Origin of the sequence: Pelagibacterium montanilacus, assembly GCF_003992665.1 — a bacterium.
Taxonomy (GTDB): domain Bacteria; phylum Pseudomonadota; class Alphaproteobacteria; order Rhizobiales; family Devosiaceae; genus Pelagibacterium; species Pelagibacterium montanilacus.
The window spans coordinates 19,676-44,597 of sequence record NZ_RZMX01000032.1; the positions used below are offsets into that span (position 1 = coordinate 19,676).

Annotated in this window: 16 protein-coding genes, 1 tRNA gene and 1 riboswitch; of the genes, 9 read left to right on the plus strand and 8 right to left on the minus strand. The window is 65.5% G+C overall.

The genetic code is table 11. The features are described from left to right. Positions 1-98 precede the first annotated feature (98 nt). Together EO136_RS10200 and EO136_RS10205 are read left to right on the plus strand one after the other, a co-directional pair. Positions 99-3,902 carry an autotransporter outer membrane beta-barrel domain-containing protein gene (locus EO136_RS10200; protein ID WP_127144324.1) on the plus strand — a complete coding sequence of 1,268 codons (3,804 nt, stop codon included), beginning with the start codon at positions 99-101 and terminating at the stop codon, positions 3,900-3,902. A gap of 7 nt (positions 3,903-3,909) precedes the next feature. Beyond that, positions 3,910-4,455 carry an invasion associated locus B family protein gene (locus EO136_RS10205; protein ID WP_127144325.1) on the plus strand — a complete coding sequence of 182 codons (546 nt, stop codon included), beginning with the start codon at positions 3,910-3,912 and terminating at the stop codon, positions 4,453-4,455. Positions 4,456-4,869: 414 nt separating this feature from the next. Here the strand turns inward: EO136_RS10205 and EO136_RS10210 are convergent. Further along, a tRNA-Gly gene (locus EO136_RS10210) sits at positions 4,870-4,943 on the minus strand. A 402-nt stretch (positions 4,944-5,345) separates the two neighbouring features. Here EO136_RS10210 and EO136_RS10215 point away from each other — a divergent pair. The 3 genes from EO136_RS10215 (at position 5,346) to proX (ending at position 8,751) form a co-directional block, all read left to right on the plus strand. After that, positions 5,346-6,650: a quaternary amine ABC transporter ATP-binding protein gene (locus tag EO136_RS10215; protein ID WP_127144326.1), complete on the plus strand. Its 1,305-nt coding sequence runs from the start codon at positions 5,346-5,348 to the stop codon at positions 6,648-6,650. Next, positions 6,643-7,575 carry an ABC transporter permease gene (locus tag EO136_RS10220; RefSeq protein WP_127144327.1) on the plus strand — a complete coding sequence of 311 codons (933 nt, stop codon included), beginning with the start codon at positions 6,643-6,645 and terminating at the stop codon, positions 7,573-7,575. Before EO136_RS10215 ends, EO136_RS10220 begins: the two co-directional genes overlap by 8 nt. A gap of 153 nt (positions 7,576-7,728) precedes the next feature. Continuing rightward, positions 7,729-8,751, plus strand: a complete 1,023-nt coding sequence (gene proX, locus EO136_RS10225) for a glycine betaine/L-proline ABC transporter substrate-binding protein ProX (RefSeq protein ID WP_127144328.1) — start codon at positions 7,729-7,731, stop codon at positions 8,749-8,751. A 95-nt stretch (positions 8,752-8,846) separates the two neighbouring features. Here proX and EO136_RS10230 read toward each other — a convergent pair whose 3' ends face one another. Next, positions 8,847-9,968, minus strand: a complete 1,122-nt coding sequence (locus tag EO136_RS10230) for a 2'-deoxycytidine 5'-triphosphate deaminase (RefSeq protein WP_127144329.1) — start codon at positions 9,966-9,968, stop codon at positions 8,847-8,849. Positions 9,969-10,069: 101 nt separating this feature from the next. After that, positions 10,070-10,149: riboswitch (SAM riboswitch) on the plus strand. A gap of 40 nt (positions 10,150-10,189) precedes the next feature. Between EO136_RS10230 and metZ the strand changes: the two genes are divergently transcribed. After that, positions 10,190-11,395, plus strand: coding sequence for an O-succinylhomoserine sulfhydrylase (gene metZ, locus EO136_RS10235; protein ID WP_127144330.1), 1,206 nt, complete (start codon positions 10,190-10,192; stop codon positions 11,393-11,395). Positions 11,396-11,454: 59 nt separating this feature from the next. Next, on the plus strand, positions 11,455-12,903 hold the full coding sequence (locus EO136_RS10240; protein ID WP_127144331.1) for a TrkH family potassium uptake protein: 1,449 nt from the start codon (positions 11,455-11,457) through the stop codon (positions 12,901-12,903). A gap of 19 nt (positions 12,904-12,922) precedes the next feature. On the opposite strand, the gene EO136_RS10245 is transcribed toward EO136_RS10240, so the two are convergent. The 5 genes from EO136_RS10245 to EO136_RS10265 form a co-directional block, all read right to left on the minus strand. Further along, on the minus strand, positions 12,923-16,078 hold the full coding sequence (locus tag EO136_RS10245) for an efflux RND transporter permease subunit (protein ID WP_127144332.1): 3,156 nt from the start codon (positions 16,076-16,078) through the stop codon (positions 12,923-12,925). After that, entirely contained in the window at positions 16,078-17,463 is a 1,386-nt protein-coding gene (locus EO136_RS10250; RefSeq protein ID WP_127144333.1) for an efflux RND transporter periplasmic adaptor subunit, read from the minus strand. The genes EO136_RS10245 and EO136_RS10250 overlap by 1 nt, the downstream gene beginning before the upstream one ends. A gap of 193 nt (positions 17,464-17,656) precedes the next feature. Then, entirely contained in the window at positions 17,657-18,643 is a 987-nt protein-coding gene (locus EO136_RS10255) for an Hsp33 family molecular chaperone (RefSeq protein ID WP_127144334.1), read from the minus strand. Beyond that, positions 18,643-19,569, minus strand: coding sequence for an ornithine carbamoyltransferase (gene argF / locus EO136_RS10260; RefSeq protein ID WP_127144335.1), 927 nt, complete (start codon positions 19,567-19,569; stop codon positions 18,643-18,645). The genes EO136_RS10255 and argF overlap by 1 nt, the downstream gene beginning before the upstream one ends. Before the next feature lie 38 nt (positions 19,570-19,607). After that, the gene (locus tag EO136_RS10265; protein ID WP_127144336.1) at positions 19,608-20,798 is read right to left on the minus strand and encodes an aspartate aminotransferase family protein; all 1,191 of its coding nucleotides are present in this window, start codon (positions 20,796-20,798) and stop codon (positions 19,608-19,610) included. Between the two features lie 432 nt (positions 20,799-21,230). Here EO136_RS10265 and EO136_RS10270 point away from each other — a divergent pair, with 432 nt between their 5' ends. Continuing rightward, positions 21,231-21,797: a GcrA family cell cycle regulator gene (locus EO136_RS10270; protein WP_127144337.1), complete on the plus strand. Its 567-nt coding sequence runs from the start codon at positions 21,231-21,233 to the stop codon at positions 21,795-21,797. A 1,023-nt stretch (positions 21,798-22,820) separates the two neighbouring features. On the opposite strand, the gene EO136_RS10280 is transcribed toward EO136_RS10270, so the two are convergent. Next, positions 22,821-24,095 carry a glycerate kinase type-2 family protein gene (locus EO136_RS10280; RefSeq protein ID WP_127144446.1) on the minus strand — a complete coding sequence of 425 codons (1,275 nt, stop codon included), beginning with the start codon at positions 24,093-24,095 and terminating at the stop codon, positions 22,821-22,823. A 399-nt stretch (positions 24,096-24,494) separates the two neighbouring features. On the opposite strand from EO136_RS10280, the gene EO136_RS10285 reads away from it, so the two are divergent. Beyond that, positions 24,495-24,917: a fluoride efflux transporter FluC gene (locus tag EO136_RS10285; protein ID WP_246018329.1), complete on the plus strand. Its 423-nt coding sequence runs from the start codon at positions 24,495-24,497 to the stop codon at positions 24,915-24,917. Positions 24,918-24,922 lie beyond the last annotated feature (5 nt).

The window sequence follows — 24,922 nt, forward strand, 5'->3', positions numbered from 1 at the left end:
TGATCAAATCGTCGCGCTCAATACACTTCCGATAACGCCTCGCGAGGCGGATATTTTTGGGGCGACACCACGTTGTCGACAGCGGGGGTACTACGATAATGACGGGCAATTGTCGCAAGACGGGCAGCTTCAGCTTTCTGATGGCCGGCACTTCTCCAACCGCACTTCTCGCCGGGTTCGCGATCGCGGTACTGGCAGGGAGTTCGGCGGCGCAGGCGCAGGCCAATTTCTACAACGAAGGCGCCACTGACAGCTGGTTCGACACCGACAACTGGTCGGCGGACGATGCCCCCACCCCGGCAACTCCGTTTGACGCATACCTCTATTCCGGTACTGCTGTCATTGATGGCCAGGCGGCCGAAACGGGCGATTTGCACCTGACATACAATTCCAACCAGACGGCCGCGATCGCCATCCGGAACGGCGGCGTACTGACATCCACGGACTGGGCATTTATGGCGAACCAGGCCAATAGCGTCGCCACCATGACGGTCCGCGATGCCGGATCGCGCTGGGACGTCGCCGGATCGATTTCAGTGGGCACCTACGGCACCGGCCAATTGAACGTCCAGAGCGGCGCCGTCGTCACCTCGACCAGCCAGATCGTTCTTGGCGGCGAGGCATCCGGATCAGGGACGATGATTGTTTCCGGTGCAGGCGCGATGTTCAGCGCCGGTGCAGGCTTTGCCGCCTTCATCGGCAACAGAGGTGCCGGTCGTCTTGTCGTGGAGGATGGCGGCACGTTCACCACGGAGCGGCTGCAGCTGGGAAGCGGACCTACGGGCACCGGCTCGGTTCTGATCACCGGTCCCGGGTCGACGGTGATCGCAACGCGCGATGCCGCCGTCATCTTCAACGACTCCAGCCTCACCATATCCGACGGCGGGACGCTGCGCGTTGACGATGGTACGGGCCTGATCACCGTCAGCAATGTCGGCACCGGCGGGGCGTCGGCATTCAACATCGGCGCGGAGTCGGGCGCTACCGCGGCAGCCGCCGGTGTGGTGGAAGCCGGCCAGGTCTACCTCACTGCCCTCGGCGCGCGCCTCGTCTTCAACCACACGGACACAGCCTACGAGTTTGCCCCGGATATCTGGGGTTATGGCGACCTGGTCGGCGACCTGATCCTGGAATCGGGAACGACGCGGCTCACAGGTGACGGCGCGACCTACTTCAGTGGCCAGACCACAGTCGGGGATGCTACGCTCGAAGTCACCGGTTCCCTCGGCGGCACCATCGTCATCGAAGGTCAGGGCACGCTCGGTGGCACCGGTACGCTCGGCGCGGTGACGATCGAGGACGGCGGCACGATCGCGCCCGGCATGAGTGCCGGCACGCTGACCATGGATTCGCTCGTCCTCAACGACACCTCGGTCCTCAAGTTCGAACTCGGCACGCCGGGCACGACGGTCGGCAACGATCTGATCGTGGTAACGGGCGACCTGACGCTCGATGGCCAGCTCAACGTCACCGAGCTGCCGAATTTCGGCAATGGGGTCTACTCGCTGATCCAGTACGGCACGCTTGTTGCCGACCACGGGCTCGAGCAGGGCTTGGTGCCGGCAGGCTACACCTATGGCATCAACGCCGGCACCATCATCCAGGACACGGTGACCCTGTCGGTCTCGGGCGGTGCGGCCGGCAATATCAAGTACTGGGACGGGGACGACGCGGGCAACGCCGGCAATGGCGATATCGACGGCGGCGCCGGCATCTGGAGAGCGGCCAGCACCAACTGGACCGACGGAGCGGGCATGGCCGAAGACGCCTGGGGCGGCGAATTCGCGATCTTCGGCGGAACCTCCGGAACGGTCGAAGTGGAAGGCGCGCAGACCTTCACCGGCATGCAGTTTCTGGTCGATGGCTACGAGATCGTCGAGGGAGCGGGGGGCGCGTTGATCACCGACACGGCGGCGACAGACATGCGCGTCGGTTCCGGCCTGACGGCCACCATCTCCGCGCCGATCTCAGGCACGGGCGGCATTGTCAAGCAGCAGGGCGGCACGCTCACGCTTTCCGGCAGCAACACCTACAGCGGCGGCACAACGATCGATGATGGCACGCTGCGGATCGGCGACGGCGGCACGAGCGGCGCCGTCGTCGGAGATATCCTCAACAACGCCTCGCTGGTCTTCGACCGGTCGAACGACTTCATCTATGCCGACATCATCTCCGGCACTGGCACCCTGACCAAGTCCGGCGCCGGCATGCTGACGCTTTCAAGCAGCCAGAACAGTCTCTCTGGCGCCACAAGCATCAATGCGGGCACGCTGAACCTGTTCGGCTCGCTGACCTCTTCGGTCATCAGTGTCAATTCGGGCGGCACGCTGGTTGGCATTGGTCAATTCGGCAGCATTATCGTGAACGCCGGTGGTACGCTCGCATCGTTGAACTCCGTGGGCTCGATGAACGTAGCAGGCAGTGTCACCTTCAACGAAGATTCGACCTTTAGAGTGGAGCTGAACGACAGCGGCGGGGTCAACAACAATGTCGTGGCCGATACAGCACTGATCAGAAGTGGCGCGATCTTCCGGGTGGTGCCACAGAACGCGGGCGCCGATGGCACCACCTACACGCCAGACACGATCTACACGATCATCACAACCGATCCGGACGGGCTCACCGTCGAGCCGGGTGGCCCCACGATCGAAGATACGTTCGCCTTCCTCGATTTCACCGGGAGCCATGACGAACAGAACTACTACCTGACCAGCAGCTCCGTCGCGTCCTCGTTCTGTCTGCCGGGCACGAGTTTCAACCAGTGCTCGACCGGCGAGGCCGTGCGCGCCCTGGGGACAGGCAACCCGGCCTTCGATGCCGTCGTGGACATGAACCAAGCCGATGCCAGTGCGGCGTTCGACGCCCTTTCAGGCGAGATTCACGCCTCCGGCCAGCACGTCATTGACCAGACCTTTGCGCTGTTCTCGGGCGTGTTGGGCACGAAAGGGGCCATTGGACGCCCTGAGGCCGTGACCATGCCGCTCGGCTACGGCGCAGGCGCGCGCAACGGGCCGGGCATCGTCGCAATCGATGATGCGATCGACAGCCTCAACCTGCAGCAGGGGACGGCGGCCTGGCTGGCGCCCTTGGGCGGGCGCGGAACGGTGCACGCCGATGGCAACGCGGCCCAGCTCGACTGGTCGGCCGCGGGCCTTGCCGGCGGCTATGAGACAGCGATCGAGACCGGAACCGGCTCGGCCTTTGGCGGCGTCGCCCTCGGCTATACCCGAAGCCACGGCGCGGTCGCCGCCCGCCAGTCGACGCTGGATGTCGATGGGTTCCATGCCGGCATCTATGGCGGCTGGGTCGATGGGCCTTGGTCGGTAAACGGCTCGGTGGGTGTGGCGGTCAACCACACCTCCACCGAACGCCGCATCAGCTTTGGCGGCATCGACGAGACGGCAAGAGCGGACTACTGGAGTCAGGCCGTGCGGCTGGCGGGCGAGGTGGCCTATGGCTTGGAGTTCGACGCGCGCACCACGCTCTCGCCGCTGTTCACCCTGGACGCCGGATGGTCGGGACATGGGGGCTTCACCGAAACCGGCGCCGGTGCGCTGAACCTGAGCGGTGCCGCCGAGACCTGGGCCCGGTTCGATGCCGGCATCGGTCTGGCCGTCACCCATGTGGTTCCCACCGAGCATGGCAAGGTAACGCTCGATGGTCGCCTTGTCTGGCAGCATGCCTTTGCCGATGGGGTGCCTGACCAGACGATGGCATTCGCGGATAGCCCGACGGGCTTTGAGGTGCACGGCCCGGACGGGGGACGTGACCGCCTGCGGTTGGGTCTGGGTGTCGCCTTGGAGGCCACCGACGAGATCACCGTCCGCGCCGGCTATGAGGGCGTATTCTCGTCAGGCCAGGATTCCCAGGCGGTCCGCTTCGGCCTCAACATGAAGTTCTGAGGGTGCAATGATCAAAACGCCCGAGCCCCGTCTGGCCCGTGCCGCCTCCCTCGCACTGACTCTGGCGTTGGGATGGACAGGGTCGGTCCCGGCCCAAGGGCTGCCCGGCGGGGCCAATTCGCTGAACGAGACGCATGGTGACTGGACGGTAGCCTGCGTCGCGCCGGAGGGCGTGGCACGCTGCGCCATGACCCAGACGCAGGTGCAGGGCGAGAGCCGCGAGCGCGTCCTCGCCATCGAACTGACGACAGCCGACGGCGGTGACGGCGTGACCGGCCTCCTCGTCCTGCCGTTCGGGCTCAACCTCGACGCTGGCATCACGCTTGCCATCGATGAGGCAACCGAACTCGACCCGCGACGCTTTTCCACCTGCCTCCCGGCCGGTTGCCTCGTGCCTATCGCATTCGACGGCAACGCCTACGCCAGGCTCCGCGCCGGAACCACGGTTATGGTCAGGGCCAACGCCAATGGCAGCACACCGGAGGTCACCTTCACCGTCTCCCTCAACGGGTTCGCCTCCGCGTCAAGCCGCCTGGACCAGTTGGGGCAGTAGTGGCGAATGGATGCAGCCATCTGCGGCCGGCGAGGTGGGCGAAAGCATCTCGACTTTCCTGCGCCGGTGCCGCGAGCGTTCATAGCCAGCCGCGTGGGCGAGGGCCCGGGCCACGTCTTCGTCGAGGTCACGTGGGATCTTGCGGGCGGGGGTGTTTGGGTAGCAGGGACGTGATCGTCGAGCCGGAACTCGTAGAACAGTTGCGCCGGCTCGACCTCCACCCCCGTCAGCCTCGCGTCCTCGTGCACCTCAACAGGAGCACGCAATCACGACAACGCCGCCCGATCGACCGCCGACTAGAGCATAGCGGACACAGCGAACAGTATGCGTGGACTTTGCCAACGCGTAACCAGGTCGGTAGCGTGCCACCGTGCGAAATGCGGGCCAAATTTGAGGGAGTGGAGAGCTAAGTGCTGGAGCGGGTGAAGGGAATCGAACCCTCGTCGTAAGCTTGGGAAGCTTCTGCTCTACCATTGAGCTACACCCGCTTGCCCGCTCTAATTGGGCGAATTCGCCCTTTGCGTCAAGATGGTCCGCACAAGGTGCAACACCGGTCGTTTCAGGGCAGAAGGGCGGGCCAAGGCTGGCCGCCCCCTTCCCGCCACATTAGCGATAGCCAATCACCCCCTTGTTTTTGCGCGCTCAAGATGGTTTAACCCTGCAGTCGCGACCTTTTCTGCAAGGCCATGCTCAATATCCTCTTGAGCGGACCGACTGTTGAAGGTCGACAACTGAATGCCTATTCTGTGATAATACATGATGATTACGCACAGAGGTCGCTGCACGGATCGCAGAAACTGACCCAATTGAATCAAGAATGCTTTTTTGACGCGGCGGCAGAAAGCCACCGGGTCGCAATGACTTGTCTTTAACAGCCATAATGGGGGCTCATGCAGCCTAAGGTATCGGTAAAAAAGCTCTACAAGGTTTTCGGGGACGCCCCGGACGAGGCTCTCGAGCGCCTCGAACGCGGAGAAAAGAAGGAAGCCATTTTCGAGGCCACGGGATCGACCGTGGGTGTGCAGAACGCAAATTTCGATGTCGGCGAAGGCGAAATCTTCGTCGTCATGGGACTTTCAGGCTCGGGCAAGTCAACGCTCGTGCGCATGCTCAATGGACTGATCCCGCCCACTTCGGGTGAAGTGCTGATCGATGGCGAGGACGTGGCGAGCTGCGACAAGCAGACCCTGCGCCGTATCCGCCGCTCCAAGATCACCATGGTTTTCCAGCATTTCGCGCTGTTCCCGCACTGGACGGTGGCCGAGAACGCTGCCTACGGGCTCAAGATCAAGGGCGTCTCCGCCTCCGAGCGCCGCAAGCGCGCCATCACGGCGCTCGATCAGGTGGGCCTTTCCTCCTGGGCCGATTCGCTCCCCTCAGAGCTCTCGGGCGGAATGCAGCAGCGTGTGGGCCTTGCCCGCGGGCTGGCGACGGATGCCGAAATCCTTCTGATGGACGAGCCCTTCGGGGCGCTCGATCCGCTGATCCGGCGCGAAATGCAGGATGAGCTGATCGTCTTGCAAAAAACGCTCAAGAAGACCATCGTCTTCATCACCCACGATCTCAACGAAGCTTTGCTCCTGGGCGATCGCATCGCGATCATGCAGGACGGCCGCTTCGTGCAGGTGGGCACCGCCCAGGAGATCGTCTCGAATCCCGCCGACGATTACGTCGCGGCCTTTGTGGCCGACATCGACCGGGGCCGGGTGTTCACCGCCGACAATGTCTCCTCCGATCCTGCTGCCGTCACGCTCGGCAAGGACAGCGCCGAGGACGCGATGCGGGTGATGGAAGACCTCAATCGCCACGCGCTCTACGTGCTCGACGACGCGCGGCACGTGGCCGGTATCGTCACCTATCAGGATCTGGCCACCGGGCTGAACGAAGAGGGCTCGAACGATGACCTTCTGCGCGACAAGCTCCAGGCCGAATATCCCACCGCGGAAGGCGACGCCCAGCTTCACGAGCTTTATGCGGCCGCCAGCGAGGGCCTGCCCATCGCGGTGACCGACGACGAGGACCGTCTGGTCGGCATCGTCGAGCCTGAAGCGGTGTTCGCCCAGCTTTCGGGCGAAGAGACCGCCGAGCGCACCGACACCGCCGATCCAGGGCCTGAACCCGACGCCGACGAACCCGTCGCGGACCGGACGCCCGAAGACACCAAAGAAAAAGAAAGGGACACCGCCAATGTTTAGTCCCTCCGATATTCTCATCATTCCGTTCGACGACTGGGTGAACGATTTTGTTCGCGGCTGGCTCGTGCCCAATTTCCGGGAGTTCTTCCGGGCGGCACAGGTGCCGATCACCGCTGTGCTCAACGGGCTCAACGGTGTGCTCCAGACCATTCCGATGCTCGTGATGACAGCCCTTTTCGCTCTGGCGAGCTGGAAGTGGGCCGGACGCGGCATTGCGATCTTCACCATCGCGGGCTTTTTCTTCATCGACATGATCGAGCTGTGGCCCGAGACGATGACGACGCTCGCCATGATCATCACCGCGGTGCTGTTCTGTGCCGTCATCGGGGTGCCGCTCGGCATCCTGGGCGCGCGCAGCAATCGCCTCTGGGCGGTCCTGCGGCCGATCCTCGATATCATGCAGACGATCCCGTCCTTCGTTTATCTCGTGCCCATCGTCATGCTGTTCGGCGTGGGCACCACGCCGGGCATCATCGCAACGATCATCTTTGCCCTGCCGCCCATCGTGCGCCTGACCAATCTGGGCATCCGCAATGTGCGCGGGGACCTGATCGAGGCCGCCCACGCCTTCGGGTCCACATCGCGCCAGATGCTCTGGGACGTGCAGTTGCCGCTGGCGCTGCGCACCATCATGGCCGGGCTCAACCAGACCCTGATGCTCGCGCTTTCGATGGTGGTGATCACTGCGCTGATCGGCGCGGGCGGGCTCGGGCTCGTGGTCAACACCGGCCTTGGACGTCTCGATGTCGGCGGCGCGACCGCAGGCGGGGTCGGGATCGTGATCCTGGCGATCGTTCTGGACCGCATCACACAGGGCATGGGCGAAGCCAACGGGGTGGCGACGTTCTCGCTGCGCCAGGCCTTCTCCAACCTCTTTCGCTCCCGCGGGTCCCAGCCCGTCGGCGAAACCGGCAAGGCGGGTTAGACCCGCCGCCACCCAAGCGCCTCCTGGAAACGCGGAAACGCCTTTCCTTTTCAAAAGGTGCGACACTCCGGGACGGGAGCTTTCCCGTTCCTCCAAATGGCGGGCACGAGGTCCGTCATAACCGACCAAAACCAAAAAAGGAGACTTGCCATCATGTTCGGTCTCAAATCCCTTGCTACCGTCGGCGCTGCCGCCCTTCTCGCTGCCAGCGCCCTTCCCGCCACCGCCCAGGACATGCCGGGCGAAGGCGTCGAGCTTCTCATGGCCCAGCCGACCTGGGACACGGGCTGGTTCCACACCGAAATCTATCGTCAGCTCTTTGAAGAACTCGGCTATTCGACCGCGGACACGATCACGCTCGACAACCCTGCCTTTTATCAGTCGGTCGCTTTTGGTGACGTGACCCTTTGGGTCGATGGCTGGTTCCCGCTGCACAACACCTATCGCGACACCTTCGAAGAGGGTGCCGAGGTCGTGGGTGCCGTGGCTGAAGGCGGCGCGCTGGAAGGCTATCTCGTGGACGCGGCGAGTGCCGAGGAATTCGGCATCACCTCGCTCGAGGACTTCAAGCGCGACGAGGTCAAAGAAGCCTTCGACCGCAATGGCGACGGGCTTGCCGATCTGGTTGCCTGCCCTCCGGGCTGGGGCTGCGAGATCAACATCGAGCACCATCTCGATGCCTATGATTTGCGCGACCATGTGAGCCCCATCAAGGCCGGTTATTCGGCATCGATGGCTGACGCGGTTGCCGCTTATGGCGCGGGCGAGTCGATCTTTTTCTACACCTGGACCCCGAACTGGACCGTCAACGAACTGGTCCCGGGCGAAGACGTGGTGTGGATCGAGGTTCCGGAAGTCGATCTGCCTGAGGACCTGATGGATCTCGCCGACGCGGCGACCATGGAAGGCATCGAAGGCTGCGTCTCCGATCCGTGCACGCTGGGCTTCCCGGCCAACGACATCGTGGCCGTCGCCAACAGCGAGTTCCTGGACGCCAACCCGGCTGCCCGGGCACTGCTCGAGGAAGTCAGCATCCCGCTTTCGGATATCTTCGCCCAGAACGCGGCGATGAACGATGGCGACGACGACATCGAGGCTCAGGCCAGCCAGTGGATCGAAGACAACCGCGACACGGTCGACGGTTGGCTCGAGGCTGCCCGCAGCGCCGCATCCTAAGCGCAGCGCTCACGCCTGAACACTGAAGATGGGCCGGGGTTTCCCCCGGCCCATTTTTCTTGGCGCCACGTTCCCGTCACCGCCCCCGGCTGGCCTCAGCAGTGCCGGTTCTCGGGGTCAAACGGCTTGAAGTGCTTGGACAGTTTCAGGCTCTGGGCCTGGTAGTTCGAGCCCAGCGCCGTGCCGTAGAGGGTGTCGGGACGCTCGGCCATCTTCTCGTAGAGCAATCGTCCGATGGTCTGGCCATGGCCCAGAAGGAACGGCACTTCCCGGCTGCGCACCTCGAGCACGGCGCGCGCGCCCGCGCCCCCCGCCGGCGAATGGCCGAAGCCCGGGTCGAAAAAGCCCGCGTAATGGACGCGGAATTCCCCCACCAGCGGATCGAACGGCACCATCTCTGCGGCAAAGTCGGGAGGCACATGCACGCTTTCGCGCGAGACGAGAATGTAGAATTCGTCCGGGTCCAGGATCAGCTCACCGCCACCGCGATTGTAGAGCGGGTCCCAATAGTCGAGCACATCGAGCCCGTCCTTGCGGTCCACGTCCACCACCGCGGTGTGGCGCTTGGAGCGGAACCCGATCAGCCCGTTGCGGCCCTCGCCCTGGAGGTCGATCGAGAGCGACACGCCCTCTCCCACATCCATGTTGGGGTCGAGCACCAGTGTATGGGCCTCATGGGCGGCCTTGTGCGCCTCGGGCGAAAGCCGGGGGTGGCCCGAGCGGAACCGCATCTGGGAGAGCCGGGAGCCCGTGCGCACCAGCACCGGAAAGGTGCGCGGGGAAATCTCGAGATAGAGCGGGCCGGAGTAGCCCGCCGGGATCGTATCGAAGCTGCGCCCGCTGTCGGCGATCACGCGGGTGAAGATGTCGAGCCGGCCGGTCGAGCTCTTGGGATTGGCCGCCGCCGCCACGTCGTCTGGCAGATCCAGCGTCTCTAGCAGGGGCACGATATAGACGCAGCCGCGCTCGAGCACGGCGCCGCCCGAAAGATCGATCTCGTGCAGCTTGAGGCTTTCCACCCGCTCGGCGACCGAGCGGCCGGGCCCGGGCAGAAAGCTCGAGCGGACCCGCAGGGCCTTCTCGCCCAGGCGCAGATCGAGACTGGCGGGTTGAATCTGGTCGGGATCGAACGGACGCCCGGGGGTGATCGCACCTGTCTGGGCGAGCTCGCCGATCAGACGCGCCGAAAATATGCCTTCGGGCCAGTGGCGGCTCATGGGCTTTTATGCTCCCTCACGGTGTTCTGCTCTGGCTTAACAACCTCCAAGATTGACGCCAAGCGCCATTTGGCGGTAATTGGGCGTGTCGGGCATGGAAAATGCCCGCGGGTGGTGATTTGGCCGGTCAGATTGCAGGCCACCGAAAACAAGCTGCTAAAGCGACCCTTCGCGAACCGGCCGCCCTGCGCGCCGGTTTTTTGCATTGAAGGTCCCCGATCATGTCCCACCCCGACAACCCGCTCTCCGATCCCGCCCGTCGCAAGGCGCAGACGATGCTGGTCCACGGGGGCACCGAGCGCAGCCAGCACGGGGAGACGTCCGAGGCGATCTATTTCAATTCCGGTTTCGTCTATCCCACCTCCGGGTCCGCCGAGGCCCGGTTCAAGGGCGAGGAACCCGGACACCTTTATTCGCGCTTTTCCAACCCCACCGTCGAGATGTTCCAGCAGCGCGCGGCGCTGCTTGAAGGCGCCGAGGCCGCGCGGGGCACCGCGACGGGCATGGCTGCGGTCACCACCGCGCTCATGGCCCAGGTCCGGGCCGGGGATCATGTGGTCGCCGCCCGCGCGCTCTTTGGCGGGTGCCGCTATGTGGTCGAAACCTACCTGCCGCGCTGGGGGGTGGAGTCCACGCTGGTCGATGGCCGCAATCCGGAAAATTTCGCCCGCGCCATGCGGCCCAACACCCGGGTGATCTTCGTTGAGACCCCGACCAACCCCACGCTCGACCTTGTGGATCTGCGCGCGGTCGCCGATATCACCCATGCCCATGGCGCGCTTCTGGTGGTCGACAACGTCTTTGCCACCCCGCTCTGGCAGAAGCCGCTGGCGCTCGGCGCCGATCTCGTCACCTATTCGGCCACCAAGCACATGGACGGCCAGGGCCGCGCCATGGGCGGGGTGATCCTGGGCTCGCGCGCGCTGATCGAAGGCGATATCCACACCATCATTCGCCAGACCGGCCCGTCCATGAGCCCGTTCAACGCCTGGGTGCTGCTCAAGGGGCTCGAAACGCTGCCCGTGCGCGTCCGGGCCATGACCGAGAGCGCCGAAAAGGTGGCAAATTTCCTCGCCGATCACCCCAAGGTCGAGGTGATGGCCTATCCCCATCACCCCTCCCATCCGCAATACGATCTCGCCATGGCCCAGATGGAGCGCGGCTCGACACTGGTCGCCTTCTCGGTCAAGGGCGGCAAGAACGCGGCCTTCAAGCTTGCGGACGCCCTGGCGCTCATCGCGATCTCGAACAATCTGGGCGATGCCAAGTCGATCATCTCCCACCCCGCGACAACGACCCACCAGCGCTTCACGCCCGACGAGCTCGCCGGGATGGGCATCACTCCGGGCCTCTTGCGCCTCTCGGTCGGGCTCGAGGACGCCGACGATCTGATCACGGACCTTTCGTTCGGGCTCGATCAGGTCTAGGGATCGGACGACGCGAGGGGTTCACGGCGCATCGCCACAGCGCGACGGTTTGGCAGGGCATGGATTTTCGGACCATCTTTTCGGCCATCGGCGCCCTGACGGTCGCGCTGGGACTGGCCATGCTGCTGCCGGCGCTCGCCGACATCGTCTATGGCAATGACGACTGGCTGGTCTTCATCGCGTCCTCTCTGATCACCACCATTCTGGGCGCGGGCATGTGGGCCGCCTCGAGCGGGGGCAGCCGGTCCGAGCTCAATCTGCGCCAGGCCTTCCTCATGACGACGATGATCTGGGTGGTGCTCACCGGGTTCGGCGCCCTGCCGCTCTATCTGTCCGATCTCGGGCTCGGGATCACCGACGCGATGTTTGAATCGATGTCGGGGATCACCACCACCGGCGCCACGGTCATCACCACGCTCGACACCTCGCCCCCGGGCATCCTGTTGTGGCGGGCGCTCCTGCAATGGCTGGGGGGGCTGGGCGTCGTCGTGATGGCCATTGCCGTTCTGCCCATGCTGCGCGTGGGCGGCATGCAGATGTTCCGCGCAGAGGCCTTCGAGACGCCCGACAAGATCCTGCCGCGCGCCGCGGGCATCGCGAGCGCGATGACGACGATCTATTGCATCCTGACCTTCACGTGCACGATCGCCTACTGGGTGGCGGGCATGGAGCCGTTCGACGCCATCGCCCACGCGCTCTCCACGGTTGCGACGGGCGGTTTCTCGACCCGGGATGCCTCCCTCGCCGCGTTCGATGCTCCGGCCATCCACTATGTGGCGACCGTGTTCATGATCCTTGGTGCCCTGCCCTTCATTCTCTATGTGGGCATGTTGCAGGGCAGCTTTTCCCAGCTCTTCCGCGATTCCCAGGTGCGGCTCTTCCTGCTGCTGCTGGCCGGAGCCACGCTGGTGGTCACCCTCGTTCAGATCGCGCAGGACCTGTTCGCCGGCGAGGTGGCCTTCCGCCAGGCCGTGTTCTCGGTGGTTTCGATCATGACCGGCAGCGGGTTCGGCATTGCCGATTTCTCCGCCTGGGGACCGTTCGTGAGCTGCCTGTTTTTCATGATCATGTTCATCGGCGGGTGCACGGGCTCGACCTCGTGCGGCATCAAGATCTTCCGGTTCCAGGTGCTGGCGCGCGATCTTTACCAGCACGTCCGCCAGATCGCCTTTCCCAACCTCGTCTACGTCAAGCGCTACAATGGCCGGCCCCTGCCCGACAGCGTCTCGACCTCGGTCCAGAGCTTCGTGCTCGTTTACATTGCGAGCTTCTTCCTGCTCGCCATCCTTCTGGGAATTTCCGGTCTCGAGCCGCTGGAATCGCTGAGCACCGCGGCGACGACCATTTCCAATGTGGGCCCCGCGCTTGGCCCCGATCTCGGCCCGGCAGGCAATTTCGCCGGCCTGTCGGACGCCTCGAAATGGCTGATGACCATCGGCATGCTGGTCGGTCGGCTCGAGGTTCTGATCATCCTCGTGCTCTTCACGCCCCGGTTCTGGCGGGCCTGACCCGCCGGTCCCGGCCCGCTCACTCGGCGGGCGCGGCCGGAGGGCTATCGTGATGGCGGCCCGAGATCATCTCGCGGAAGGTGGGGGCGTTGGACGTGAGGAACGCCCAGCGCAGGAACGCCCCCACATCGGCCCCGATGGCCAGCACCGCCGGCACCAGAAACAGCACCAGCAGCGTCGCCAGAGAGAGCCCCGAGACGATGGTCAGCGCCATGGGGATCAGGAACTGGGCCACAAGGCTCTGCTCGAACAGCAGCGGGGCCAGCCCGCCGATCGTGGTCAGCGAGGTGAGGATCACCGCGCGCAGCCGGTCGCGCGAGGCTCCGATGGCCGCCTCGCGCAGGCCCTCGCCCTCGGCCAGCCGCTCGTTCATCCGCGCGATGAGCACGATCGAGGCATTGACGAGAATCCCCCCGAGGCCAAGCATGCCCATCATCGAAACGATCGTCAGGCTGTGGCCCATCAGGAAGTGGCCCCAGACGGCGCCCGCCACGCCGAAGGGGATGATCACCATCACCGCCAGCGGCGCGAAATAGGAGGCAAAGATCCAGGAGATGATGATGTACATCACCGCAAGTGCAAAGATCGCGCCCAGCCCAAGATCGGCAAAGGCGGCGTTCTGCTCGGCGGCCCGGCCGCCCAGCTGATAGTCGATGCCGAACTGGGTCATGATCTGGGGCAGATAATCGGCCTCCAGCCGCGCAAGGATCTCGCTGGCATCCACGCCCTCCTCGGTATCGGCCCGCACCGAAACCGCCGTGCGCCCCTGTTCGCGGGCGATGAACCGGAAGCCCTGCTCCTCGGAAAAGCTCACGATGGATTGGAGCGGCACGTACTGGCCGTCCGGGCTGCGCACCCACATTTCGCGCAGCGCCGCCGAGCCCGTGGTTTCGTCTTCGCGCAGCAGCCGGACGGTGATCTCGTCGTCGCTCGCCGCGATCGTGCCTACATTGCGCCCCTCGAACGCGTCCCTGAGCTGGGTGCCCAGCGTATCGAGATCAAAGCCCATGGACGCGCCTCGGGTGTTGAGGTCCATCACCAGTTCGGGGCTGCCGTAAAAGAGCGTGTCGGACGTGCCCGTCACTTCCGGAAAGCCCTCGAGCACGTCCTGAAGCGCTTCGGAGGCCGCCTTGAGCGTGGTCGCATCCGAGCCCACGAACCGGATGTCGATGGCCCGTCCCGGAGGTCCGCCGCGGAATTCGCGGATGCCAACGCTCTCGACGCCGGCAACGGTGGGCAGGTTGTCGCGCAGCGCCTGGGTGATCTCTGCGGTGCGCACGGGGCGGTCTTCTGACGGCGTCAGATAGACGTTGAAGTTTGCCCGGCCTTCCTCGAGATCGAGGTTGGCGAAGGTCGTCACGATCAGCGCCTCGCCATCGGGGGCGAGCTCCGCTTCCATCTCGCTCACCGCGTCCTCGATATGACCGATGATCTCGGCCATGTCCGACTGGGGGGTGCCGGCCTGGAACTGGGCGGACACGTTGAAGCTCTCGCCTTCAGCGGACGGAAAGAACTCGAACCTGAGCTGGCCCGAGGCGAGCAGCGCGCCGGCGCCGATCATGATGGCCATGGCGATGGCCACCGTCACATAGCGCCAGGAATAGGAGATTTCGGCCAAAGCGCCGAACATCCTGTCGCGGAAGAAGTTGAACCCCCTGTCAAAGCCGCGCCTCATGGCACCGGGGCGCTTGCGCTCGCGCGGCAGCGAGTGTCCCAGGTGCCCGGGGAGGATGAAGAAGCTCTCGATCAGGCTTGCGGCAAGCACAGCCACAACGACGATGGGCAGCGGCGCCATGATCTGGCCCACCGTATCGCCCACCAGCCAGATCGGCGCGAAGGCGGCCATGGTGGTGAGCGCGGAAGCTATGATGGGGGCGGCCATGCTGCGCGCCGCCTGGATCGCGGCCTCGGATCGCGACAGCCCCTGTCGGTAGAGCGTCGCGGTATGCTCGCCGACCACGATGGCGTCGTCCACGATGATCCCCAGCACCATCATCAGCGCGAACATCGAGATCATGTCGATGGTCAGCCCCATCACATACATTGCCCCCAGCGTCCCGAAGAGGGCGATGGGGATGCCCGCCGCCACCCAGAAGGCCACGCGTCCGTCAAGGAACACAAAGAGGACGATCAGCACGAGGATGAGCCCGGCCACCCCGTTGGACACCAGCAGCGCCAGACGCTGGTTGACCTGCTCGGCGGCCGCGTCGAACACAACGAGCTCGAGCGACTGGGGGAGCGTGGGCTGCACCGAGGCCACATAAGCCTGGATGGCTTCATAGGTCGTCACCGTATCGGCGCCCGGAGCGCGCGACACCTGGAGCTGGATCGCGGGCTCGCCGCGCATGTAGCCCAGCGTCTGGTCCGGGTCGAACGTGTCGGTGATCGTGGCGATCTCCCCGAAGGTGATCGAACGCCCCTCGCTCGAGGAGAACACTTCGGTGGCCGCGATCTCGCGCACCGAGAGTTCGCGCGCCGCCGCCCTGATCTGGGCATCGAAATCGCCCGAGAGCGAGCCGGAGGGCTGGTCGGAAAAGTTCGGGGTGAGCGCATTGGACAGGTCCGCGAGCGTCAGCCCGAGCTGACGCAGGCGGGCATCGTCGACCGCGATCCGGATCTGGCGGTCGCGATATCCGGTAAACTCCACCCGATCGACGCCCTCGGCCAGAAGCCCGTCGCGCAATTCGCGCGCGAACCGGCGCAGCGCCTCCTCCGGATAGGGGCCCGAAAGCCCGATCGAGGCGACCGGATCATAGGTTCTGGGCGCGGCGACCGTGGGCGTGTCGGCCCCCGCGGGCAGATTGGCAACCGAGGAAACCGCCGTCTGCACCTGCCGCTCGGCGGTCTGCATGTCGGTGGTGCGCTCGAAGCCCAGCGAGATGTTGCCCCGGCCTTCGCGCGCAAAGGACTCCATGGAGATCATGCCATCGATGCCGCGCACCGCCGGCTCGATCAGCAGCAGCACGTTGCGCTCCACGTCCTCGGCCGACGCGCCGCTCCAGTTCACCGAGACGTTGATGGTGCTGCGCTCGCTGGCCGGCATCAACTGGCGGTTGAGATTGGCCAGCCCCCAGAGCCCGAACAAAACGAACAGGATCATGAACAGATTGGCCGCGTTCCGGTGCCGGACGAAGCCGGCGATCACGCCGCCCGTGGTTTCTCCGCTCAGGCGCATCAGGGACGTCCTCCGCCCCAGCCGCCGGGTCCACCACCGCCTCCCGCCTCGGGCTCTTCGCCCTCCACGACCACCGCCACGCCATCCCCGGCCTGGGACAGGCGGGTCGTGATGATGCGTTCGCCCGGCGCGATATCGGCGTCAACGATCAGATGGGCATTGTCCCGCGCCACGATCTCGACGTCTGCGCGCGCCATGCGGCCCTCGCGGATCACATAGATGTGGTCGTCGTCGTAAACGGCGGTTTCGGGAATGCGCAGCGTATCCTCGTGCGCGATCCCTTCGATGGCGACCGACACGAAGGCGCCCGGGCGCAGGCGCGACGCCTGCTGGGGGTCGAGGCTGGCAAACAGCGTCACCCCGCCCGTGCTCGACTCCACCTGGGCAGCGGTGCGCGAAATGGTGCCGGGGACGTCCACGGGCGCGGCATCGATGTCCCAGCGGATCACCAGCGGCCGGCCCTCGAGCCCTGCGGCACTCAACTGGCCATACTGGCGGTCCGAAACGGTAAAACTCACATCGAGCGCGCTGACGTCGTAAAGCCCGCCCATTTCCTCATTGGCACTCACGAACCCGCCCGCCGTCACGAGGCGTTCGGTCACCACCCCGTCGAAGGGCGCGCGAATTGTGGTGCTCTCGAGATCGCGCTGCGCGGTTTCCACCTGCCAGCGCGCCTGCTCGATCGCCGCGGCGGCGCGCGTGATTTCCGCATCGAGGGTAAAGAGATTGGATTGCCGCTCGTTGAGCGCCTGACGCCGCTCGGCCACCGTCAGCGCGCGCGTGTCCACGGTCTGCTGGGTCGCCGCGCCGCTCTGGACCAGGGACCGGGCGCGTTCGAGATCGGTCTGGGCCGCCTCGAGCGCCGCCTCGGCGGTCTCGATGTTCTGCTCTTCGAGTGCGCGGGCCTGCCTTGCTTCGGAAAGCGTCAGCTCGGCATTGGCGAGGTTGGCCTGCGCCTCGATCAGCGCGCCCTCATAGGCGAAGGCATCGATTTCGACCAGAACGTCACCCTCGGACACCCTGTTGCCGACCGCAAAAGCGTCCGAGACCGAAACCACCCGCCCCTGCACCTGGGAACGCAGCCCCACCGTGCTGGCGGTCGCCACCTGGCCATAGGTCGAGATATCGGCGCGATGGGTGCCGAACGCCGCATCGGCCGCCGCGACCGTGAAGGTGCGCTCCCGGTTCTGGCGCGCCGGCGGCTCGGGGCGGTCGGAGATCCAGGAGATGGCCTGGTAACCGGCGGCACCCACGATGGCGAGCGCGATGACGATCCGGACCAGCGCGCTGAGCGGGCCGAACCGCCTTGGCGCGGGATCACGGTCGGCCTTGTGCCCGGCGTGGACGGTCTGGCGCTCGAACGCGGCGGATTCCGATTTTTCCAATGGACCTTGTCCCCGGGCAGATGAGCGGACGAGCGGTTCGTGCGAACCGCCGTGACGGCAGGATTGATGCCGATACCCTCAATCTTGGGCACTCTAAAGGTTAGAGGTGTCGCTCCCCGCGCACAAATGAACTTTTCGCAAGGATCGGAAAGGTTTGCGCCCCCCGCCCCGCGAAAGGCCGGCGCGCGGCCGGCTAGAACTGGTTGGGATTGAACGCGTAGCGGGTCGAGCAGAACTCGCACACCACTTCGATCTCGCCGTCCACCGCCATGTCCTCGCGCTCCTGGGGCGTGAAGTCGTTGATCATCTGCTCGACGCGCTCGGCCGAACAGGTGCAGCGCTCCACGAGGAGCTGCGGGTCAAATACCCGCGCCCCGGATTCATGGTAGAGCCGGAACAATATCCGCTCGGGCGAAATCTCGGGATCGACCAGTTCCGCGTCCGAGAGCGTATCGAGGATCGCGCGGGCCTCCGTCCAGTGATCGTCCTCGGTGAACTCGGGATCGGCCGTCTCGTCGTTCTCGAAATCCCCGTCCCCGGGCAGATCCGCCATGGCGCCGCCATGCTCGGGCAGATGCTGGAGCAACACCCCGCCCGCGCGCCAGCTCGAGCCCGGCCTGCCGCGTTCGGTCATCTCGCCCACGGCCAGGCGTACCCGGGTGGGGATCTGCTCGGACTGCATGAAATAGGTGTGCGCCACGTCCTCGAGGCTGTCGGAGCCCTCGAGCGCGACGATCCCCTGATAGCGGTCCATATGCGCGCCCTGGTCCACGGTCAGCGCCAGAACGCCCTTGCCGAGCAGCTCGGCCGGGCTCGCCCGGCCCGCGTCCACCGCTTCGGCCAGCTTGTCAGTGTCATAGCGCGCATAGGCGCGCAGCCCGTCGGGGGTGTCGAAATCCACCACCAGCAGGCTCACCAGCCCGTCGGTGCGCGACTGGAGGATGAACCGGCCCTCGAATTTCAGGCTCGTGCCGATGAGCGCGGCAAGGGTGATCGCCTCGCCCAGCAGCCGCGCCACGGGCTCGGGATAGCGATGGCGCGAGATGATGGTGTCGAGCGCATCGCCCAGACGCACGACGCGCCCGCGGCTGTCGAGGGTCTCGAGCGCGAAGGGGACGACCACGTCGTCCCCGCTCTCGGGCCGGTTGAGACCGAATTTTTCGAGGGAAGGCTGGCTCATCAGATGCTCTCGATCCCGAAGGCCCAGCACAGGATGGCCTTTTGAACGTGCATGCGGTTTTCCGCTTCGTCCCAGACCACCGACTGGGGACCGTCGATCACCTCGTCGGTGACCTCGTCGCCCCTGTGCGCGGGCAGGCAGTGCATGAACAGCGCGTCGGGCGCCGCGTGGCCCATCAATCTGGGATTGACCTGATAGGGTTTCAAGATACGCCGCCGCTCGCCTTCGTCGGTGTCGCCCATCGATACCCAGGTGTCGGTCAGCACCAGATCGGCGTCCGCGATCGCGGCCACCGGATCGGTGTCCAGGCTCACCGTGTCGCCCACTTCGGCGATGTCCGACAGCAGCCCCTCATCGGGCCAGTACTGCTTGGGACAGGCGATCGAAAGGCGCGCGCCGAAAAGGCCCGCGGCGTGGACCCATGAGGCCAGCACATTGTTGGAATCCCCGATCCAGGCGACCTTGCGGCCTTGTAGCGGACCGGCGTTCTCCTCGAACGTCATGATGTCGGCCATCACCTGGCAGGGGTGCGAACGCCGCGTTAGCCCGTTGATGACCGGCACCGAAGAGGCACTCGCCAGATCGGTGAGGTCGTCATGGGAGAGGATGCGGATCATGATCGCGTCCACATACCGGCTCATCACCCGCGCGGTGTCCTCGATGGTCTCCTCGCGGGCGAGCTGCATTTCCTGGCCCGTGAGCATCAGGGTCTGCCCGCCGAGCTGGCGCATGCCCACATCGAACGAGACGCGGGTCCGGGTGGACTGGCGCTCGAAGATCATGGCGAGCACCTTGTCGCGGAGCAGGTCGGGCCGCTCCCCGGATCTGAGCGCGGTCTTGAGCGCGTGGGCGAGATCGAGGATCGTGCGCAGCGTGGGCAGCGAAAAATCCTTGAGATCGAGAAAATGTCTCGGCTGTCCGGTCATGGGACACATCCTGGTTTTCGGGTTGAACGGGCGCAGCCCTATTGCGCGGCGCTGGCCGCTTCGGCGTCGAGTGCGGCAAAGGCGTCCGATATCTTGCCGGCGGCTTCCTCGACATCGGCTTCGGTGATGATGAGCGGGGGCAGAAGGCGCAGAACGTTCGAGCCCGCGGCCACCGCCAGAAGGCCGTGATCGCGCAGGCGCGCCACGAAATCGCGCACCGGCGGGTTGATCTTGAGCCCCGCGATCAGCCCGCGCCCACGCACTTCGGTGACGTGATGGGGATATTTCTGGGCAAGCTGCTGGAGATGCCAGGCCAGAACCTGGCCCATCTTCTCCACATGCTCGATAAAGCCGGGCTCGAGGATCCGGTCGAGCACCGCATTGCCCACCGCGCAGGCCAGCGGGTTGCCCCCATAGGTCGAGCCATGGGTGCCCGGCACCATGCAGCGCGCCACCTCCTCGGTCGCAAGGCAGGCGCCCAGCGGGAAACCCCCACCGATCGCCTTGGCGACCGCCATGATGTCGGGGGTCACGCCGGACCATTCATGGGCAAAGAACCGGCCGGTCCGCCCATAACCGCACTGGACCTCGTCAAAGATCAGCAGCATGCCAGTCTCTTCGCAGAGCGCGCGCAGGCCCTTGAGGAACGCGTCGCTCATCACGGCCAGCCCGCCCTCGCCCTGCACGGGCTCGATCAGGATGGCCGCGGTCTTGTCGTCGACCAGCGCCCTGACCGCCTCGAGGTCGCCCGGGGCAGCGTGCTTGAACCCGGCCATGACCGGGCCGAAGCCCTTGACGTAGTCGGGGTTGCCGCCCGCCGCGATCGTGCCCAGCGTCCGGCCGTGGAACGAGCCGGTAAAGCCGATGATGTCGTGGCGCTCGGTCTGGCCCTTGTCAAAGAAGTAGCGCCGCGCGGTCTTGATCGCGCATTCGAGCGCCTCGGCGCCCGAATTGGTGAAGAACACCCTGTCGGCAAAGGTCGCGTCCACCAGCCTTTGGGCCAGCTTCTCCTGCTCGGGTATCTGGAAGATGTTGGAGACGTGCCAGAGTTTTTCGGCCTGCGCCTTGAGCGCGCCCACCACATGAGGGTCGCCATGGCCCAGCGCGTTGACGGCTATGCCCGAGCTGAAATCGAGGTAATCGGCCCCGTCGGCGGTGAACAGTCGCGCGCCCTCGCCCCGCTCGAAGGCAAGTTCGGACCGGGCATAGGTACCGTAGAGCGCAGACATGTCTCTTTCCTCTGGAAAATGGACCGTTGAAACGAAAAACGCCCCCAATCGATACTGAGGGCCTAGGCTTTCGCTTATGCGTCGGGACCGGCCCAAAGTCAACAATCCGGGCCCTTGCGCGCCCTTGACGGGGCCTGCGACTCATCGGCGCCACATTTGTTTTCCAGAAAAGGGGCCGGGCGCACAGTGCGCAATTGCAACACTCGCGGGGTTTCGCTCCGGGCGGTTGGGCAGGCTCAGGTTAAACGGGGGAAACTCCGTGGCGAGCCTTGAAACCGATTCCACCGGTTGTGTAGGATAGCCGTATTGGGAACACGACATCTCGTGTGGCGGACCCCATCGACATACGACACATGGTGTTCGATCCTGCCAAGCGGATTGGCGGAACGATACCGGATTCTGATCTGCCTTGCGGCTTATGGGAGCTAGACCATGACCTGGACTGACGAGCGCGTCGCTCTGCTCAAGAAGCTCTGGATGGAAGGCTTGAGCGCGAGCCAGATCGCCTCCGAGCTCAGCGGCGGGGTCACCCGCAACGCCGTGATCGGAAAGGTCCACCGGCTCAAGCTTTCGGCGCGGGCCAAGCCGTCCAGCGCCGCCCCGCGCCCCAAGGCGCCGCGCGCACCCATCGCCCGCAAGCCCTCATCGTCTGGAAGCGGCGGGGTCGGCATATCCCGGCCGGCAGCGGCGGCCGCAACCAGCGCTCAATCGGCCCCGCGCCGCACGGTTTCGGCGCCCATCATGGGTGCAACCGCGCTCAAGATGGAAACGGCACAGGAAGTGGAGATGGAAGTCGCCCCCAGGGCGTCCGAACTCTTCATTCCGCCCGAGGAGCGCATCTCGCTGCTGCAGCTCTCGGAAAAGACCTGCAAATGGCCGATCGGCGATCCCATGAGCAAGGAATTCCACTTCTGCGGCCGCGAGTCCGACGAAGCCAAACCCTATTGCGACTTCCACGCCCGCAAGGCCTACCACCAGCTCGATCGCAAAAAGAAATAACCGCGCCCACCCGGCGAGACCGCCGCGACGCGAGAACATCCAGACCCTTGTGCTTTCCGGAACACCCCTCTCCAGTGGAACCTGGGTGGGCTGCCGCCCCCTGTACCCCTCATCCGACCGCTCCGCGGCCACTTGCTTCGGCACCGATCGCTCCACAGGAGCGATCGGTGGCTTTGCCACCGCCTCGAAATCCCACGAGGGGAGAAGGGAAAAGGGCCGAGCCGCTGCGGTACGAGCCCCCCTCTCCCCTTTAGGGAGACTTCAAGGCGGTCGCGCCAGCGACCAATCGCTCCAGCGGAGCGGTTGGAGCCGCAGAAGGCGATCAGCGCCATGCGCCCGCAGTCAGGACGGCACACGGTCTTAGCCCCAAGAGCCCCCCTCTCCCCTCGTGGGAGAGGGGTTGGGGGTGAGGGGGCTACAGCGTTGCGAAACATCAAGCGGCGGTGATCATCGCCAGCCCTCTGCCCCCTCATCCGACCGCTCCGCGGCCACCTTCTCCCGCGAGGGGAGAAGGGAAGACGGGTCCAGCCGAAACGGGACGAGCCCCCCTCTCCCCTTGAGGGACTTCAAGGCGGTCGCGCCAGCGACTAGTCGCTCCAGTGGAGCGATCAGAGCCGCAGAAGGCGATGAGCGCCATGCGCCCGTAGTCAGGACGGCACACGGTCTTAGCCCCAAGAGCCCCCCTCTCCCCTCGTGGGAGAGGGGTTGGGGGTGAGGGGGCTACAGCGTTGCGAAACATCAAGCGGAGGAGATCTTCGCGACCCCTCTACCCCCTCATCCGACCGCTCCGCGGCCACTTCCTTCGGCTCCGATCGCTCCACAGGAGCGATCGGTGGCTTTGCCACCGCCTCGAAATCCCTCAAGGGGAGAAGGGAAAAGGGCAGAGCCGCTGCGGTACGAGCCCCCCTCTCCCCTTGAGGGAGAGGGGTAGGGGGTGAGGGGTCCTTCAGCGTTTTAGCTCTCACATCGCCCCCGTGGAGCGATCAGAACCGCCCAAAGACCAGAAGCTCATCGCAGCCCCCATCACCCCCGCCGCACGAGGATCGCGCGCAGATCGTTGACGTTGGTGCCCGTGGGGCCGGGCACGAACAAATCACCCGCAGCATCGAAAGCCGTCCAGGCGTCGTGGTTGGCCAGCAGTGCGCCGGGGTCCACGCCCGCCGCCCGCATGCGCGCCATCGACCCGCCATCGGCAAATGCGCCCGCATTATCCTCGGAGCCATCGATCCCGTCGGTGTCGGCGGCCAGCGCATCGATGCCTGCCACCCCTTCGATCTCGCGGGCAAAGGACAACAGCATTTCGGTGTTCCGTCCGCCCCTGCCGTAGCCGTCGCGGATCGTCACCGTAGTCTCCCCGCCCGACAGCAGGACCACCGGTGCGGTGAACGGGCGGCCCCGTGTCGCGATCTCCCGGGCGATCGCCGCGTGCATCTTGCCGATCTCGCGGGCTTCGCCCTCGATGGCGTCCGAGAGGATCGCGGCCTCGACGCCCATCTCGCGGGCCCTCGTGGCAGCCGCCTCGAGCGAAACGCCCGCCGAGGCGATCACGGTCACGCTGTTGCGGGCGAGCCCGGGGTCATCGGGCCGGGGCGCGTGCGCCTTGCCCGAGTTCAGATGCGCCATGACCGCTTCGGGCAGGGCCATCCCGTATTCGGCGATGATGGACAGTGCGTCCTCGACCCCTGCCGCGTGCGGCACGGTGGGCCCTGACGCCACCATGGCCGGATCGTCGCCGGCGACGTCGGACACAACGAGGCTCACCACCCGCGCCGGGGCCGCCGCCAGCGCCAGCCGCCCGCCCTTGATCGCCGAGACGTGGTTGCGCACCACGTTCATCGCGTCGATGGGGGCGCCCGAGGCGAGCAAAGCCTTGTTGACCGCCACCTCGTCCTCAAAGCTCAGCCCCTGGGCCGGAGCAGGCAGGAGGGCCGACCCGCCCCCCGAAATCAGCGCGATCACCAGATCGTCTTCGGTGAGACCGGCCACCTCGTGGAAAAGCGCGCGCGCGGCGTCCAACCCGGCGGCATCGGGCACCGGATGGGCCGCCTGCAGGACGCGGATCGTGTTGGTCTCGGCCACCGGGCCGTGGCGATCGACAACCAAGCCGCTGAACGGGCCCTCCCAGACCTTTTCGAACGCCGCCGCCATCTGGCTGGCGGCCTTGCCGGCCCCGATGACTACGGTGCGCCCCTTGGGCGGCTCGGGCAAATTGGCGCGGATCGCCTCGAGCGGATCGGCGGCGCGAACCGCAGCATCGAACAATTCGGTGAGAAAGGCGCGCGGCGCCAGATCGTCCATCATCGGTTTCCCCGCTCCCCCCGTGTCGGCTAGAGCATATCCCGTTCTGATTGAATCAGAACAGGAGCTCTAGGTCTTTGATGTGTCGCGTTTCCGAACCGGAAAAGTGTCCCCACTTTTCCTGGAAACGCTCTAGAGTGTCATTCCCTAACATACGGAACGGCATTTCCGGCGCCGGCGCGCGAGGTATCCAAGATTTCGAGCCCGCCCCATCCCGGTTCCATCAGAACAGGAAGTGCTCTAGGGTTCTAGTGCGTTTATGGGAAGAGTGGCAACACTTTGTGGTCCGGACGCGCGCGGAATCAAGGACTTAAGGCGCTGTCTCCGGTTCAAGGGGCGCGGGTTTGCCCGCCTTGGCCGATCGGACGCACGAGGCATGCATCGGGCCGGAATGGCCGATTGGGGAGTATCGTCCGCACCTTGGATTTCCTGCTTTTATCAGCCTTTATGGGCGTCGCGCTCGGGGGCATGGCCGGCGGCGCGGCCCGGCATCTTGTTTCCGGCGCTGTGGGCAAACGCACCGCGCACCCGGCGCTGGGCACCTTCGCGGTCAATATAACCGGCGCGCTGGCCATCGGCGTTCTGGCCGGTTATGTGCTCGCGGCCGGGCACGCCGAGCTTGCCGCCCACCCTTTCTGGCCCCTGCTCGCCACCGGCTTTCTGGGGGGCTACACCACCGTGTCGAGCTTCTCGCTCCAGACCTTCGAGATGATGCGCGCGGGTCGTATCGGGGCGGCCTTGATCAACATCACGGGCTCACTGGTCCTGTGCATCGGAGCCGCTGCGCTCGGGATCACGCTTGCGGGAGGGTCTGCCCCTTGAGGCCC